This is a genomic window from Microcystis sp. M53602_WE12, assembly GCF_030065455.1.
Taxonomy (GTDB): Bacteria; Cyanobacteriota; Cyanobacteriia; order Cyanobacteriales; family Microcystaceae; genus Microcystis; species Microcystis aeruginosa.
The window spans coordinates 1-16752 of the sequence record NZ_JASJFB010000608.1 but is presented as its reverse complement, the minus strand read 5'-3'; the positions used below and the strand labels follow the sequence as shown (position 1 = coordinate 16752).

The following is a 16752-nucleotide window of genomic DNA, read 5'->3' as shown; positions in this document are numbered from 1 at the left end:
TTGGGCGATCGTTACTGCCGTTCACCCGCGCTCCTGCGATCTGCGACTTCACGATGGGGCGATCGATCTGGTTAAAATCGAGTACCTCAAGGAGTTGGGCTACACCGAAGGGGACTGTCAGACGGTGCGGCGATTATGCGAACGCAAAGCGCTCGCTACGCGAGATCGACTATCGAGACTGAGGGAACGGGACGATCTAGAAGATACCGCCGTCGCCTTCTTAGGAATCTTGGGGAAACTACAGCGACCTTACTTGAGCGAGTTAGAGGAGGAAATGCTGACGATGCTAGAGAGGTATTACGGGTTAGTGACCGATTAATTGCCGTCCTCGATGGACTCGAATCGCTGGATAGAGGGTGAGATAACTGTTCACCACGATCTGCTGTTTAAAGCGATAACGCTCTTTTATCACTATAGGGAGGTTAGAATTAAGAAAAAGCCCTGAAAGCGAGAAGTGGTATATGGTTAAGCCTCGACCCGCCGTGCCGACGGCGAAATTTATGTTTTCAGATCGGTGTCAAGTGAACGCCTGATATCTACCCTTGATGAGAACGAACTGTTCTTTGGGAATCCTCCGGACTGTAGCCAATATCACCAAAAAAGCGGAATGAACGAACCAAATTAAAGGTTTCTAAATCAAATTGAGTTAGCGTTACGTCCTCCAGTAAGGCTGTCGCATCAAGGTTAAGTCTATTGTATTCTCGTTGCAAATAAGCATCACCAGGTTCCAGGGAAAGATCTGAAAAAAAATCAAGTATTTTCATTTCTTTTAGTTTTTTCTCATTGTCCTTTAACTCTTTCTCCTTGCTCTTTATTTCTTCTGCTTGAACTGTTTGATTTTTCTCCTCCAATTCTTTGAATCTCTTGAGACCTTGCTTTAATGTCTCGAACTTCTCAAACTCGAGGTCTAATTTTTCAAACACTTCCCGTATTAAATCAGGATAACGTGCTGACAGGGCAAGAACAGACAAAATAACTCTTGCTTGTTCATCACTTTTTTTTCCCATTTTGCTGGCGTGAAACTCACTGATTCTGAATATCTTGTAAATGTTCACTAATCGCTTAATTTTTCTGGGCGAGAGTTCAATTTGTTGACAGCATTTTAGCAATTCATCAAATTCTGTCTCAGTAAACTTGAGTGTGTCCAGGGTCAGCTTTGCTATTTGATCCGGTTGAGTAGAGACTGATTTGTCATTATTTGTTGTCTTAGTAACACCTATTTCAGTCCCTTGAGAGCTATTAGTGGATGTCTCTTTACTGGTAGCTTTGTTTTCTTCACGTTTACGCTCCACTTCCATTTGCTTGTCCAAGTAATTGAATAATGCTGAGTGAGCGATAGAACGTACCCGGTAAGGAATCTGAATAATTTTTTCCAGATAATCTATACCAGAGGGACTGCCTCTGGGAATCAGTACGTCTTTATAATACTTTTCTAAAGCACGGGTGATGTAACGCTCATCAATGGCAAGAACAGCAATGAAGAGAGGTGTTTTAACCAAAAGCTGGACAGCTTCTAGAACTTCGACAACACGATGAGGGGGGCAGCGGTCAAGATCATCAATGTAGATAAAGACGCGGGCTGAACCCCTAGGAAAGACTTTTTTGAGGTTTTCTAATTTGGTTTTAAATTCGGCTTCACTTTTCGGGGGTAATAGACTTATACTGAGTTTCCAAATATCTTCTTTAATTTGGTGCATTAACCCCAAATGTTTTTCGTAGCTATTGTCTTCTATGCGAGAACGAACAAAACTGCTTAATTTACCATATTGCTCTTGAGGTAATTTTGCTTCAGTTTCTGCGATCGCTTGTTCTATTTCTAAGGTTTCTTGTTCAAGTTGTATCTGATAAATTTCTAGATTATTTTTAACTCGAATGAATTGTTGAGTTTGCTGAGACAAACTTTTCAAAACTGGATCATTTTCTGTTCTCTCTTGTAATAATTTTTCAGGTTGTTTGGTTTTATATTCTTGGAGTTGTTCTTTGTAGTCTGTTAAGACAGATTCGACTTTTATGTACCATTTTTGACCAGATATAAGCAGTTTTTGTGCAACACCAATCGCAGGAACAAGTGGAATGATTAAACTGGCAATTTGTGCCCCGATATTTACTTGGGGAATTTTATCTACAATAATCGGTATTGCTACACTAGCTAACCCTAACATAACAAAACCAGTGATTAACCCAGAATTTTTTAAAAACCATTGTGTAAAGGCTTTATGAGTTAGATTAATTGTTCTAGTTTTACCATCGACATCTTGTTGAATTTTTCCTGATTCGAGAATCTGGCTAACTTTTGTTAATACGTCATCAAATTGTTTAGTATCTATATTTTGTTTTTCAAGTTCCTCCTTTATTTGACTGGAGATTATTTCAAAAACTGTTTCTCCTGCTTTTCCTAATCGGTTAATTAAAATGGTTTTCGCAATATCTAAACTTGAGTGAATCGCTTGTTGAACATTACTTTTTAGGTATTTTTCTCTTCCTTCATAGTCTGTTTCAATTTGAACAATTTTGTCTTTTATCTTATCTATCTGTTTTTGATTTTCGGATTTTTGTTGCTCAATTAAACTAAGTTTGGCTTGTTGACTTTCCTTTCTTTCTTGAAATTGTTTTTCAACTTTGCCGTATTGCTCCCATAAGAGTTCTTTCCATAGAATGCTGTCTGCTGTTGATAATGGGGGATCTTTCAGTAGGGCAAGTTTTTGTTGGGGTAGCACCCGATCTAAGAAATAGGCACGATCTTCTTCATTGGTTTCATAAAGAAATGACCAATAGAATCCTGTTTCGCGGAGAGCTTTGGCACGTGATGGCTCATTGTCAGAGTCTTCAGCGAGGACTCTGGCAAGTTTCTGTTCAAGCGATATCTGGCGATCTAATTCCAGAAAGATGGTTTGCATCAGACTAGCCCAAAGGTTATACTTAGCAAAAGTCCAGGCATCAAATTTGATTTGATAGATATGCCCAACATAGGGAAAAGCTTTTTTCTCTTCCGTACTCCATGCCTGTTCTTCCGTTAGGGATAAGCTACGAATTTCATTCATTCTCTGCTGCATCAGATTCATAATGAAAGACTTTCCGCTTCCCCATCCTCCCAAAATTCCTACTGCTAATGGTGGCTTCAAATCCCGCAGAAGCAACATATCAGCTAAGGCATTAGTCTCATTTTTAATACTAAGGAGATCGTCTCCTTCTTCCGAATCATTCAATAGCTTTTGACCACGAAGATTACTCTCTATTATTGGAATTGGATATCCAATATTTTTTATAAGATCTTTTGGCCAATTGAATGTCTTTAGTAGATCATCTACTAAATCGTGGTTAGTGATTGAATTCTTGATTTGCTTAACTGAATTCAAGCCCTGTAATAAAGCATCCGTAAGAACGCCATGAGTAGAGGTTTCTCCAGCATAACTATAATTAGCAGCAATAAAGCAACGATCATATTTTACTTCACTACTTGCTTGGGAAAACAAATCAATAAATAAATTACTGAAATCACTGTCTAGCCAAACAATTTGTTGTTTAACAGGACTTTTTTCAAGTTGATCGTGTAAACATTTCAGCGAAATACTTCTTGATTTAGGTTTAGGTGTAGGTTCAGACTGAGATTCGGTTAAAGGATCAGGGAAATCAGTCAGTAACAGGTCACCTTTTTGAGTTTCTTTTTCTTCTGCTCCATAGATTCCAGCACCATTACCAGAGAAGTAAAATAGTGCCGTTTCCGTATCTCCATCTTGAGGATTAAAGAGTTGCTCTATCAAAATTTTTAATTTATCAGGCTCATAAGGGTTTTTATGATCTTTATCTTGTTCTTTAAATTGATTGAGCAACACTTGGACTTCGTCAAATCGACCAAATGTTCGCAGTAACTGAGCGATATCCTCAGCATCTTTGAGAGAATGTTGTGGGCAAAAAATACTTCCTTTGTATTGATTGACTCCAATAACTAATGCTTTTCTTTTCATGATCTAAGCCAATTTATAAGTTAAATAACTTGAAACTGAAAATTTTATTCGCTTGTAACTGATTTAGATAAAGGAGCGATCGTCTCCATATCGGGTTTCAGATTTGCGCTCGCATCTTGCCCTCCGAAGAAGCGAGCGCACGGCTTCAAGGTTAGATCCTCAATACATCAATTGCAGCGACCATTTCTCCAGCTTGCCCGTATCCAGCCGCTGCAGGTCTTTGACCCGTAAGGACCAGTTGCCTTGAATCTGTTGCCCGACCAAGGCTTCTAGGGCAGGAGTAGATGTCCGGTCGTAGGTCATCCTCAGATCGTCTTTACTGCCCCCTGACATATTATGTAGGGTGACACTCTGACCAGAGGGAGCCACAATTTCCACCAGTAAGTCGCCAATGTAAGTGTGGGGGATGACTACCCCTACAGAGATATCCTTGAGGGTTCCTGACTGGGCAATTGCGATGGCGCTGCTGATTCCTGTGGGAGTATTGTCCGGAATTGACAGGTTCGGACTCACTTCACCTCGGGCAACTTGCCCCGCTGACTCGTACTCAATTTCGATGTTCCAGCGATTGAGCCGGCCGATGTCACGGGAGGCCAAATCTCGCACGTTCAAGAGCCAATATCCCGCAATCAATTCGCCGTTCAAAGCCGACAATGCAGTCGTGGAGCTTGAACTGTAGGTCTGTTGTAAATCTCGACGAGAGCCACCGGCGCGGTCGTGGAGCAGGACTTTCTTGCCAGACGGGGACTGCAACTCCACTTGCAGGTCGCCAATGTAGGTGTGGGTGATGTCTACGCCGACAGACAGGCTTTTGACTTTACCAGCTTGGCTGATGGCGATCGCACTGCTAATTCCTTCGCGCTTGTTATCGGGAATGAGCAGGTCAGCAGTGACCTTTCCCGTCACCACGTTGGAGGGGACTAGCGAACCCACCTTGAGGCGAATCACCTCACCGGGTTCTGAGATATCGGCAAGAGCCAGCCCTGAATCAGAGCTATCCCAGCCCCGGGTCGAAGGGGTTGTGGCGTAAGACAAGGCCACGCCATCCACTCGTTTAAACAGATCGGTGCTATCTCCTTGGTTGCGATTGCTTTCGAGATCCAGATGCCCGTCTGCTTGAAGCAAGCCACATTGGTAGTGGCGCTCGCGGGTTCCCCCCTGCCACTCGTTCGACCCCAGAGTATCGCAGTGATAGACCGCCAGTCCGCTATCGGGGAGGTAGGCATCTAGGCCGCGTTGAGTGCGGTTTTCGATGATGAAGTATTCATTAGCCCGATGGGTTTCATATTTCATCAGGGTGCCGTAGTCCCCCTGTTTGGACTCATAGACACCGGGAGAGTTCAAGCGGACTTGGCGATCACACCACCCGACCAGATCTCGCAAGTAGCCGCAGATGGAAGCGGGGGTGCGGCCGTTGTTGAGGTGGTTGCCAGCGGACATCAGGCAGTAATACCCCATGCCAGCACTCTTCTCAAAATCGCCATCCCGAGAGCCGTAGTCGTATAAGTCTGGGAAGCGGCAGAGGAGGTGGCCACTTTCATGGCAAAAGGTGCCGATGCTCAGGTCAACTCGCTGGCGGCCTAAGCTCTGGATCGTGTAGTAGCGAACTTTGATGCCGTTGTAGGTCAGGTTCAGTTCTGAGTTATGGGGCCAGAGGTTGCCTTCATAAACGGTGCGCCCGGCATACATGAAGCTCAGTGCATCGACGATGCCTTCACCGCGAGAGTCAAATTGAGACAGATCGATACCCAGTTGGTTGACCACTTTATCGAGGGCTTCCCGACAGAGGAGGTTCTGGACGTAGTAGCGTTGGTTCTGGCTCAGTTTAATCGGCCCCACCACCACATTCGAGTAGTCCAATTTGCCGTTGGACATCAGGTGGTAGTATTCGCGCACCGAGCAGAAGTTGCCATTTTCTCGATAGTTGGGGGCGTTTAACATCGCCTCCACGTCGGCGGCGGTAACTGCACTGGTGAGGTCGGCAAATTCAACCAGCACCGTTAAGCCGCGAATGTGTCCCTCACTGACGCGCCGCCCTTCCAGCAGCCCATTGTTAGGTCCGAGAGTCCTGGCCACGTTAGCAGCCGCACCGGGTTGTGGCGGTCGCAGGTCGGCATAGCGCCCTTCAAACTTGTCGTTGCGAATAGTTTCCGCTTCTTTCAGTCCCCGCCGGATGTCTGAGGGCGGGCGCTTGGAGATGGGAACGCCGCTGGAGGCAAATCGCCCACTCAGTAAGACGGCATAGCAGTAGAGTCCGCGCTCTGGATCGTAAACGGCGGTGTAACCATCCTTGGTTTCATAACGGGCATAGAATTCATCCCCGAAGACGACCAGTTCCACGTCGGGTCCATTGTCTTGTTGGAAGATTAGGGTTTCTCCAAATATGGCACTCATAATTTACTCCTTGTGTTGAGTTTAAATTTTCTCGAAAATCCAAAATCCAAAACGCCATGAGAATCACGATTGAGAAGGCAAGTCGGTATGAGACGGTCTCAGTTGGGTGTAACGCCGGGCAAATTTCTCCCGCCGGATGGGTTCAGCTTCCTCGAGGTGCGGCTGTAGTTCAGGTGGGGGCGCTTCCAGGATGGGAATGCCACTGGAAGCAAATTCACCCTCGCACAAGATGGCGTAGCCATATTGCCCCAGTTTGTCGTCGTAGATGACGGTATAACCGTCCTTGGTTTCGCGACGGGAATAGAACTCGTCACCGAAGACCACTAGCTCGACTTCAGGACCGTTTTCCTGGGGGAAGGTTAAGGTTTCTCCAAAGATGGCACTCATGGTTGACTCCTGATTTGAATGAGCGCGGATATCTTCTGAACCTGAAAGGGAGTTTCGCTCCCGTCGCTCAATTCAGCCACGATAGGGATTGCTAGAAGATATGCGTCCCCGCTTGACGCTGACTTGGTAATAATCGGTTGCGGGAATGTTTTTCAGGTCAAAGGTTTGACCATTTCTGACTCGCCAAACGCGGTAATTTGAGAAACTAAGAGGCTTATTTCGCTCGCAGACTTCCGGTTGGTGGTCGCCGAGAATTAAATAAGCTGAACCGTCCCGCTCGTTGGCCATGACCTGAGCCATCCCTTGTTGATTAATTACCAAGGACGTTCCTTCATCGATGCCGATGGCTAGGGCGCGAGGGGTGATACCATCTCTGAGCAAGCGAGCCACAAAGGCCATCGCTCGACCCATGCGATCATCCTGGTAGAAGTGGGTATCGACAATGGTTCCCTTGAGCGCCCGCCATTGGAATAAGTTGTCAGTAAAGAGGATATCTTCATAAGGATCGGCCAGGGCATCATCAGAGATAACGGCATCCGAGCAAGCATTGAAAATCCACTCCCCCTGAATCATCGCCCCCGCGCTAGTTCCCCCGATCGCACCGCCTCTGGCCTGAACTGACTCAATGGCAGCTTCAATCGCCGTTCCTTTAAAGTTGCGGGCATATTTGCATTGATCGCCCCCAGCGAGAAAGACGACTTCGGCCTTCTCGATCGCCTGAGCGATCTGGGGCTGTTCAGCTTCTTGGCGGGCGGGATTGGTAAAGACATAAGTTTCGATGGAGTCTAATCCTTGCAGCCGCTGTTGGGGGTCGAGCAAGAGGGAATGATATTTGAGGTAATCGTTTTTAATGTCAGGTTGTTTTTTTGACCGATCCCAGGCTTCCTGATCTTCGTCCGTCAGAAAGCGAAGCACGACTAGATCGACAGTTTTTGAGCAGTCCTGACAGCCTCGAACCTGGTCGATCGCCCATTGGATGGCTCGATCAACATCCGTCCCGCCGCCACCCAGGTCGTAAACCGGACCGACCAATGGCGGATTCACATCTTGACTATTGCCATTTGATTGATGCCAGACTTCAGCCCGGGCGGGGGCCGGGAAAAGCAGCAGCAGGCAACAGAAAACAACAGCCAAGGACATCAATTTTGATTTGGCGGGGAAAAGCTCTAGTACAGGTATCTTCATGGAAAGTTGACCTCCTCCTCAATCTAGGTTTAGGGACTTTCTTAAAGCCAAAAGTCAGGTTTAGAACAGGAGCGTCCATCCCTGCTTCTGAGCTTGTTCCTTGGTATAGGAAACCCCATGAACTTTGATGCTCCGAGCATTTAGCAGCGTGATGATGCCTCCCTCGTTGGACAGTTGTGCGTCCGCCCCGCTCAGTGGTACCGTCACGATGCCCCCTGCTTTGAGGCGGATGTCTTGTAAGCGAGACTTGCGTTTCTGCTTGTCTGCCAATGCCCAGCCTTTGAGATCGACAGCATCTGGCGAAACATTGATCAGTGTCACCGACTCCTTGCCTGGATCTGCTCCCAGGGGATTCACCAGTGCCGCTAGAATCCTCACGGCTGCCTCAACTGGAACCTCTGTAATCGCATCGCCCGTGCGATCATCGGTATGGAAAGATTGGGACTGGAACGCAAGAAAGATGCCGATCCATTGGTTGCGCGAGGGGAAATGAATCAGCAGTGCGCCATCCTGATAAACGCCGTTATCCTTTTGGAATCTGCCCACACTGCCCTGATTCATGTGGAGGTCGTGAATACCGCTGCCGGGGACAAAATCAAAGTATTGGTCGGGGTTTGTCGGTTCCGGCCCCCAAGAGGCTCCGAAGGCGTACAAAATCGCATCTTCAGCTTGAATAGCCCGCTGAAGGTACAAGTCAATCAACTCTTTCAAGTCATTGCCAGGTCCGGGAACGTCCGGGGGCAGTGGCTTCATGTCTTCGGGACGGAACAAATTCCCGCGAATAAAATCCAGAGCCACACCTCCGGGTTGGCTTTCCAGTTTGTGGAATCCTAAACTGAAGTTCGCTAACTGATTTAAGATTGGGTGTTGAAAGGCATCATTGACTAGATACAGCAAATCCGAAGGGCTTTCTTGGGATTTGACGTTGATGGCGATGCGGTGTTTTTTCTGCCCATCGCTTACCAAAACCTGATAATGGGGCGAAGAATCGGTCTGGGGATCGATTTTGCGTTCCAAAGCCCGACATTTTAATACTCCATAGGTTGCTAGAGACATTTTTTCAATACCTCCTTTTGAGATAATCAGCACTAGGACTCAATCACTGAACCTGAATATTGACTGTGAACTGCTCAATTCCTCTAGTCTCAGGTTCCCATGAACGCCGCCGCCTGAGTTGAATCTGAGCCGTTCCAGTGGACTTCGCCCTAAAATGGAAGGTCCGCGTACCCCCACCGCCTGTACCAGATCCGGGTGCTACCGAGTAATCTGAACCGGGGAACTCGACAAGCTGATTGTCAACTCCGCTGATTTCCCAATGATAGCCGGTAGTGGGGTTTTCTGGGAGACGGATGGCAATTAAATCGCCCGCCTGCACCTCGAATGTTTTCCCCTGATCGCTGTCTAAAATTACAATTTCCGACATACCAGAATTCCTTCCTAATGAATTGTCACTATTACAGGCTGCATGGGCCGGGTTAGCTACGAGACAGATTAAGATCATCCCCAGGGTCAAAGCTATCCAGCGTACAGCAGTGAGGTTTAAATTGCTCAAATCCTTGAAAGTAGATTCGCGTTGAAACATGGAAGTTTTGAGTTAGAAATGAGGTTGGGAAACAGGTTAGATAAGCTTTATCACCCCTGCTCCTCCGAAAACAGTCGCATTTAATCAGATTTCCCTATCTCCTCAAGATAGAGTTTTGAGATAGCCTACGGTTCATTTTCCACTTGACGAATCGTCCAGAAATCGTCAGCTAGGTTATCGTCCAACAGATAAGCATAGGGGATGGTAAAGTAGCCTTGCATTCCCCAGTCTTTCCCCCAGGAGTTGCGGACGATAAACCGCCGTTGGCTATCATCATAACCGACGGCTAACACGGCATGACCCCCCAATAATTGTTCATTGGGAGACGGCATGGGGACGCGACCTGTTTGTTTCACCTCTTGACTTTCAAAGCTCTCGTAAACACTGAACCCAAAGACGAAGGGATAGCCGGATGCTAAACATCCCTTCATCTGATTGAGGTTTCGCACTAGCCGGCTGTAAAGAATTGCTTGGTGTTTGGCCGCGACTTCATAACATTTTGGGGTAGGTTTTTTAATAAACCTGACCTGATAATCAGGATCGTAGGGCCAGATGCCCTCAGGTCCCGGATGCTGTTTGGTTTTTTCCTCTGGACAAGCGCCTTGCTTGCCAACGCTTTTAATGCCATCACGAATCATGGCGCCGCTATCTTCGTTCACAGTCCCTTCCATGACCCGTTCGTTGTAGTAAATAAACAAGCGGGAAGGGGTAAAAATATCCGTCAATTTCTGCTTCATTTGATCGAACTCAAGGGCACTAGCAATGGCATTGGCGGTACAACTGCCCAACTGTTCTTGATCGTAGATGTGGGGACAATTAGGGCGGAGATCGACCTTGGCTGGTAAAGCTCTCAGTGCCGTAACGGGTGCAGCGTAAAGCAGATCTCGATGATCTGGTAAGTCAGGAACCCATCCATAACGTTTGTTTGTGCGTGTCATTTTTTCAACTCCTGTTTAATCTAAAAAAGATGTGAACTTTCTACTTTGTGGCATGGACATCTCAGAAGTACGATCGCTTCTTTCCTGTTTCAAAAACTGCGATCGCATTGTTGTCAAGTTGAGTAGCTCAAGGGAATTTCACCTCCTGTTGGATTTTAGCGATCGCGTATTGCCTTTTCAAAAAGCGATCGCCTTCCTCAATAAGCTCAGAAACATTTTCGAGAACGTCCGATCAAACTTGCGATAGCTGTTAGAGCAACAGCGCCACAGAGAACTGGTACAAGTTGCGGTGACGATGCTCCAAGTAGTACCAAGATTGCCAGTATCAAGGCACCAATGCCTGCACCCGCCACAATAACCCGCAGCTTGCTGCAAATATTGGGCTGACACTGAATGACCCAGGTTAAGGCGATCACAGCTAGGAAGACTGCAATCACTGCGACAGTTACCCAATTGGTCATTATGCCGAGGGCAACGATGAAAATTGTCAGTGAGACGGCACAGATGATAGCTAATGTTCGGCAGAGCCGTACTTTCTGCCAGTCTCCAGTCGGTGATGCTTCAACCTGGCTAGAATCGCCACCGAGCGCGTCAACCCGATTAGCAATCTGTTCAACATAACGGTTGAAAACAGGGAACCAACGGTTATTTTCGGGGATGGACTGCTGAACCCAGCGGAGATTGGATAATATGCGTTCTTCCGGTCCGAGCATTTCCTCTTTCGTCCGAACCGGAATCGTAAGCTGGAATGTGCCAAGGATGCGCCGCCATTTCCTTGAATGTTCTACAATCGCCAGGTTTTCCGACGGCGAGTCTTGCAGACGTGGCTCAATCGGAAGTTCTTTGCCTGTACTCGTCACTTGCCGGACAACTACCGTGAAAACCTCGTCTCGCCTTACTGTTGGGGGTAAATCGATTGACAGCAACCCGGCTAAATTGGTGTCCGATCCGGGTGGAATGGGTATATAGGTGATGCCATCCGTCGGGCAACGCAGAGTATGATCGTCGATCCGAATCAATCGGTGTGATCTGTACATCTGCACGGCCATTTCCAGGATATGGGTGACGCTGACACTTGGCAGATAGAGGGTTGCAAGGCTTCCGACTGGGGTGTTTCCCCAGTCAATCATCAATTCGTCCGGGATCTCATCAGGACCAAGATTTGCCCGTGTCGGTCGGATGTCAAAGGTATTGGGGATGCGGCGGGATGCGAGGTTGCCAGGATTTGGGGATTCAACGATCATGAGATTCCGCTGGGCGAGTTTGTCAGAGGATCCTGGAGTCGCATTGGGTGGAATCGGATCGGGATCAAAGGCAATTTCGGCAACGAGACACTGGTGCTTGTTGCGGATATGTTCATAGATTGTTTTACGATCCGCTGCTGGATAGGGTCCATCCATCGGTGATGCTTGGAACGGAAACTGAGGTTGGGAGGACTGGTTGATGTCTAACCAGCAACCGAAGTAGTTGTAACTCTCTGCCCCTGTTGTGTCGGGTTGAAGCGTCTGCACATTCGCTGGGTCAGGTTGGTCGTTCAGGGTCTTGGTTGGATCCGATGAATCAATTCGTGGTGCGGCAAAGCAGGGAATACTGATTACCTCGCCGCCCGCAATTCCTCCCTGAATTCCAAGGAGCGGGATGATCGTGCCGGCTTTTCCGCCGCGACGGTAGGTCGTTGACTGGTTGTATTCCAATGAGGTCGTCGAGGCTGGGAAAAGTCGAAAGAATACCCGCACGTCTTTCGCCTCTTTGATTTTCGATCGATAGTGTACCCGAGCGATCGCAAAGTTAAAAACAGGCGTCAGCGTCCCGTTGACTTTAACTTTTTCGGAGAGTTCTAGTTTGGATGTCTGCTGATCGATGGAGATATCGTCAAAGGTCTGTCCACCAGTGGTGCCATTGTTCAAGTTGGCAATCACTTGCTCGATGAAGTCCGGAGCCTGATCGGGCGCGTTCCCCATGGTCTTGCCAAACTGCGACTCGCCTGCCTTAATTTGGAACACCCGCAGATCTCCGCTCAACCAGGAAACTGGACCATCGACTTCGTAGGGATTGGGCTGCTTGATCAGGTAGATGGTCGCGCTACTCGACACAGTTGCGATCAACGCGGTAAGTGTTACATCCTCCACGTCGTTGACAAATCCGTCGGTGCCTGTGAAGCTAATCTGATAAGTCCAGGTTAATCTCTGCCGACGTTTGAGATGGCTTGGGTCTTCCACGTCAAGCGCAACCGCCTCGGCTGTCATTTGAGCGATGCTTGGGGCGATCGTCAGTGCAGGCTTGATGTTCGGCACACCAAACAGCGTTGCAGATGTGATGCCAAGCTCTTGGGCAGAGAAGCCATCGACAATCACATAAAAAGCTGCTTCAATCACTGCCGCCTGTCCAGGCTTCAGCATTGCTGCAATCTCGTCTTCACCGAAGGTGCTGCGATCAACGATAAAATGGCAGGACTTGACAATCGGACAAGCATAGGGTGAAGGTCCATAGTCCTGGCATAGTCCATCTAATAAAATCCTGTACTGCTCCATGTCGTTGTTGGCTTGAGCTTGCGTCGCTGTCCCTCCGCTGGGCCAGTATTGCTCCCATAGAGAAGGTGTCAGTGTTGCACTGGTGTCAGTCTGGCGTAATCGCCATTCGTCGGGAGTAACTGGTTTATCGCAGAGGGAAGGATCGATGACCATTTTCAGATCCGGCCCGCTGGGTTGTTGAACCATCAACGTCGGTGCTACGTGCCAACACCAATGCACTTCGCACTCAGGCACATTTGAGCTAGGGGCAAGCAAATTGCAACCCGCAGAATCAATCCAGATTTTTTCGGGGGTTTCTCCCTCTGCTATCATCAGATAGCACATCAGATGCGCCCTGATCCAGCATCCGTTATAGGGGAATTTGTAAGGAATGCAGGGATCGGTAGAGGAGCAGGGCACACAGGATTTCGCTTGCATCAGATTAAACAGTTCGACTGCCCTATCCCATGTGACGGGCGGATCGGGGGCGGATGGAGCCGGTGGCTCGGTAGGGCGATCAATGCCAAAGGATTGAGGGAGCGGTCGGACATCGATAATTTCAAAGTTTTGCTGGGTTGATGTAACCAGAATGGCAGCATCGTTCGCCAGTGCCGCTTGAAGTTCATTCAACATCTTCTGAAAATCCGGATGATTGCGCGGCAGATAGTGGCGGGCTTGAGAAGTATAGAAGGTAACATAAACAGCTTCTTCACTTTCATTTATTCGCCAAACCTTGGCAGCTTCGGGAACAGATAATTTTGTGATGATATTTGTCTCAGAATCGATTTCTACATAGACTGGCCTGTTATTTCTCTGAAGGTAATCAACCATTCGTGCCCAAACCGTCGCAGGGGGATAGCTTAGGTCTAAAAGACCTACTCGATCGCCTTCAAAGTTCACCGTCATAACCTGTGATTCTTGGGATGGAAGGGATCTCAGAATTTCCCTAGATGGAGACAGTTTCCTGATCTTATCTATCAGTGCATTAGAATTAGACATTTTTAGTTCCTCCGTATGTAGTTGATTGTTCTATAGCGGTTCTCACACCTGTGCCGTAGCTGTGATAAGTTTCCCGAAACCGAACCTGTTTAAAAATAGGGCTAATCCAGAGCGACGTCACCCCCAATCGTTTCAGATAGCCGATTTTGCTCTCTAACCCCTTGAGCGTCCCTCCCACATATTTGACTCCTGCTTCGCGCTGCTCGGGCTGCATCCGCCTCGGTTTTCACGGCATTTTCCGCACCAGCCGGACTGTAGGGTGGGGTTGTCCCGCTCCGGACTAAATTCCCCTCGTTGTCCTTGTACCCGTTTTCACGACCATCGGAGAAGCGATCGAGCATCAAGAAATAGAACGTTTGGTCTTCCCAGGTGATCGGCGACGGGAACAATCCCCCTGCCGGTGATAGGGATGCAAAATTCAGTTCGCTTAAGCGTTGAACGGTTGTCGTCATGGGATTTTTCCTCTCAATCTTTCAAACTACTCATCCTGTCCGCCGCTCTTTTAATTCCTACTTAAAAAGCTTTTTTCTAGGCATGAGGTCGTTGGCTTATTCCCTCCTTGTTGACCGTCTTCATGTATATTTTTTGACTTTTTGATGTTCTTCTTCTAGGGTAAAGTGAAAGTATAGTAAAGTGCAGTTAAATTTTCAAAACTTAATTTTTCCTAGCCTGTCCACTCACTTATTTTTAACAAAAGTTAAGGACTCCCTCTCAAATAGTTTTTGGTAAGTTCGATTCTTTCTTTTGGCTTCCTGGTATCTTTTGAAGCTACACTTTCAGCGATACCGATCTGAAGCAATTCTCTTAAGATCGAATAATCGCAAAATCGGCGATGCTATTTCCCGTTATCAACCCATCGACCGCCCGAAAATGCTTGTCATAGCTAAATCAAGCCAGATTATATTGTAGAGCGGTCGCCGCAATCCACATATCGTTAGTCGCAATCGGATTGCCATTTTTCCTCAAGTAATAATAAACTCTAGAGTAATATTCGGCGGTATCGCAATCGATCTCGCGTAGCGAGCGCTTTGCGTTCGCAAAACAGTTAATTTTGGATATTTCCAAAAATTGCTTAAGTTTCCTTCGGTTATATTCTTCTCTAGAACTCAACGCAAAACCACCATAAATTCTCCTAAAATTACACTATTTAAACCGATTAAAGGCGTGTTTCTAATAACCTCAAATGTTTCAAAAATATTACGTTTAAAAGTGGTATAAGCGTTGGTATCCAGTAGAATCGGTCTTAGCTCCGCAAACTTTCCTCAACTGCTCGAAAGGCTTCTGTATTTTGTAAAAAATCCATCTCATCCGCCTCTGTCCAAGTTCCAGCTAATTGAGATAATAAAGTCTGATCGGAATCGGCATTATTTGTTTCTGAATCCTGCAATAAAAATTTGATCAGTTTCAACTTTTCATGTCTCGATAAATTATGTAATTGCGATAATAAATTTTGGTTTTCGAGACCGTTGACAGGGCTTATGTGCCAATCTATTGCACGTCGGATGATCTCGGCCTCGCTGAGTCCCGTTCGTCGAGCGCTCTCTTTTAGTAAATTATCCTGTTCGGCTTCGATATAAATTTGCTTGCGGATTTTGCTGACCATAGCCGAATTCGATTATCTATATACATTAGATTAGACTTGTTGCGTAATAGTGGCATAATGGGGAAGAAACAATGATTGGATATCCCCTTGAATGCTGAACATTGGCAGAATATTGCATCAAGATAGACTCTTGAGAGCGACCACAGGACTCAATAGAAGAGCGTTTGAGACCTTGTTAGAGAAATTTGAACAGGTGTATTTGGCGGAAGCAGACAACAGGGAAAAGCCAAGAAAAAGAAAAATCGGAGCTGGCCGGAAAGCTAGATTGCAAAGCATCAGAGAGAAATTATTCTATATCCTGTTTTACTTGAAGTGCTATCCAACCTTTGACTTGGCGGCAGTATTGTTCGATTTTGACCGCTCACAAGCGAATAGATGGGTACATCGCCTACAACCAATTTTAGAAAAGGTTTTAGGAGAAAAAAAGGTACTGCCCCTTAGAAAAATCGAGAGTATCGAGGAATTTATCCAACATTTTCCAGAGGTGAAAGAAGTGATAGTCGAGGGGACCTTCATACCGATAGCTCGTCCCAAAGACGCGGAAAAACAGAAAGAGAACTACTCAGGAAAGAAAAAGCGATGCACCCGAAAAAACCTAGCAGCTAGTGCAGAAGACAAGAGGATTTTGGTGTTAACCCCTACGACTAGCGGAAAAACCCATGATAAAAAGATACAAGATCAAGAAGACTTAATTGGCGGCATCCCTGAGCAAATCCCAGTCTTGGTTGATTCAGGATTTCAGGGAGTGCAAAAACAGTATGTAAATATCCGTTTGCCCCACAAAAAACCGAAGGGAGGAGAGTTAACAGCAGAACAAAAACAAGAAAATCGAGAACTAGCCAAAGAAAGAGTTGTGGGTGAAAATGCTTTTTCTGGGGTGAAAAGATACCGTGCAGTTTCCGATATTTATAGGAATCGTGTAGCTAATTTTGATGATCAATTAATCTTAACGGCTTGTGGATTATGGAATTTTTATGGGTGCGGCAGCATAAGCATTAATTAAAAGGAGAAGCCAGCTGAACTTCTCACAAAACAATTCATTCGGCTTTTTCTTATGGGAGCAACAAGTCTAATGACCGCGCTGATTAGGAGTCATTTTTTGGTAACGACCATTAACTAACTGGTACATCTCGATCTGGGCCTTGTTAACTTCATAAATTCCATAAAAAGGAATTTGAATCGCTCGCTC

11 protein-coding genes and 2 pseudogenes are annotated in these 16752 nt (G+C 46.6%); 2 read left to right on the top strand and 11 right to left on the bottom strand.

What is annotated here, in order from left to right; genetic code table 11:
* Window positions 1–319: pseudogene (locus PX482_RS19230) on the top strand (hypothetical protein); the annotation flags it as partial.
* 217 nt (window positions 320–536) lie between these two features.
* On the opposite strand, the gene PX482_RS19225 reads toward PX482_RS19230, so the two are convergent.
* The 10 genes from PX482_RS19225 to PX482_RS19180 all read right to left on the bottom strand — a co-directional run bounded on the left by PX482_RS19225 (window position 537) and on the right by PX482_RS19180 (window position 15563).
* On the bottom strand, window positions 537–3965 hold the full coding sequence (locus tag PX482_RS19225) for a P-loop NTPase fold protein (RefSeq protein ID WP_288057442.1): 3429 nt from the start codon (window positions 3963–3965) through the stop codon (window positions 537–539).
* 159 nt (window positions 3966–4124) lie between these two features.
* Window positions 4125–6359, bottom strand: a complete 2235-nt coding sequence (locus tag PX482_RS19220) for a M6 family metalloprotease domain-containing protein (RefSeq protein WP_288087166.1) — start codon at window positions 6357–6359, stop codon at window positions 4125–4127.
* A 63-nt stretch (window positions 6360–6422) separates the two neighbouring features.
* Entirely contained in the window at window positions 6423–6746 is a 324-nt protein-coding gene (locus PX482_RS19215; protein WP_002757546.1) for a hypothetical protein, read from the bottom strand.
* Window positions 6747–6818: 72 nt separating this feature from the next.
* Window positions 6819–7931, bottom strand: coding sequence for a cyanophycinase (locus PX482_RS19210; RefSeq protein WP_002757543.1), 1113 nt, complete (start codon window positions 7929–7931; stop codon window positions 6819–6821).
* 60 nt (window positions 7932–7991) lie between these two features.
* A complete protein-coding gene (locus tag PX482_RS19205) occupies window positions 7992–8987 on the bottom strand; it encodes a DUF2278 family protein (protein ID WP_002757542.1) in 996 nt (331 codons plus the stop codon).
* A gap of 43 nt (window positions 8988–9030) precedes the next feature.
* On the bottom strand, window positions 9031–9513 hold the full coding sequence (locus PX482_RS19200) for a protease inhibitor I42 family protein (RefSeq protein ID WP_002757540.1): 483 nt from the start codon (window positions 9511–9513) through the stop codon (window positions 9031–9033).
* Between the two features lie 125 nt (window positions 9514–9638).
* Entirely contained in the window at window positions 9639–10451 is an 813-nt protein-coding gene (locus tag PX482_RS19195; protein ID WP_002757538.1) for a C1 family peptidase, read from the bottom strand.
* A 206-nt stretch (window positions 10452–10657) separates the two neighbouring features.
* Window positions 10658–13867 (bottom strand): protein-glutamine glutaminase family protein, encoded by a 3210-nt coding sequence (locus PX482_RS19190; protein ID WP_288026415.1) that lies wholly within the window; start codon window positions 13865–13867, stop codon window positions 10658–10660.
* Between the two features lie 85 nt (window positions 13868–13952).
* Window positions 13953–14174, bottom strand: coding sequence for an alpha-amylase family glycosyl hydrolase (locus tag PX482_RS19185; RefSeq protein ID WP_002757534.1), 222 nt, complete (start codon window positions 14172–14174; stop codon window positions 13953–13955).
* 1029 nt (window positions 14175–15203) lie between these two features.
* A complete protein-coding gene (locus PX482_RS19180) occupies window positions 15204–15563 on the bottom strand; it encodes a ribbon-helix-helix domain-containing protein (protein WP_002757532.1) in 360 nt (119 codons plus the stop codon).
* Between the two features lie 172 nt (window positions 15564–15735).
* Between PX482_RS19180 and PX482_RS19175 the strand changes: the two genes are divergently transcribed.
* Window positions 15736–16566, top strand: a complete 831-nt coding sequence (locus tag PX482_RS19175) for a transposase family protein (RefSeq protein ID WP_288122866.1) — start codon at window positions 15736–15738, stop codon at window positions 16564–16566.
* A 69-nt stretch (window positions 16567–16635) separates the two neighbouring features.
* Here PX482_RS19175 and PX482_RS19170 read toward each other — a convergent pair.
* Window positions 16636–16752, bottom strand: a pseudogene (locus tag PX482_RS19170) (Uma2 family endonuclease); the annotation flags it as partial.

Bases quoted from the DNA above. Each gene is read 5' to 3' on its own strand.
- PX482_RS19225 (WP_288057442.1), bottom strand. From the start codon at position 3,965: ATGAAAAGAAAAGCATTAGTTATTGGAGTCAATCAATACAAAGGAAGT.
- PX482_RS19220 (WP_288087166.1), bottom strand. From the start codon at position 6,359: ATGAGTGCCATATTTGGAGAAACCCTAATCTTCCAACAAGACAATGGA.
- PX482_RS19215 (WP_002757546.1), bottom strand. From the start codon at position 6,746: ATGAGTGCCATCTTTGGAGAAACCTTAACCTTCCCCCAGGAAAACGGT.
- PX482_RS19210 (WP_002757543.1), bottom strand. From the start codon at position 7,931: ATGAAGATACCTGTACTAGAGCTTTTCCCCGCCAAATCAAAATTGATG.
- PX482_RS19205 (WP_002757542.1), bottom strand. From the start codon at position 8,987: ATGTCTCTAGCAACCTATGGAGTATTAAAATGTCGGGCTTTGGAACGC.
- PX482_RS19200 (WP_002757540.1), bottom strand. From the start codon at position 9,513: ATGTTTCAACGCGAATCTACTTTCAAGGATTTGAGCAATTTAAACCTC.
- PX482_RS19195 (WP_002757538.1), bottom strand. From the start codon at position 10,451: ATGACACGCACAAACAAACGTTATGGATGGGTTCCTGACTTACCAGAT.
- PX482_RS19190 (WP_288026415.1), bottom strand. From the start codon at position 13,867: ATGACGGTGAACTTTGAAGGCGATCGAGTAGGTCTTTTAGACCTAAGC.
- PX482_RS19185 (WP_002757534.1), bottom strand. From the start codon at position 14,174: ATGCAGCCCGAGCAGCGCGAAGCAGGAGTCAAATATGTGGGAGGGACG.
- PX482_RS19180 (WP_002757532.1), bottom strand. From the start codon at position 15,563: ATGGTCAGCAAAATCCGCAAGCAAATTTATATCGAAGCCGAACAGGAT.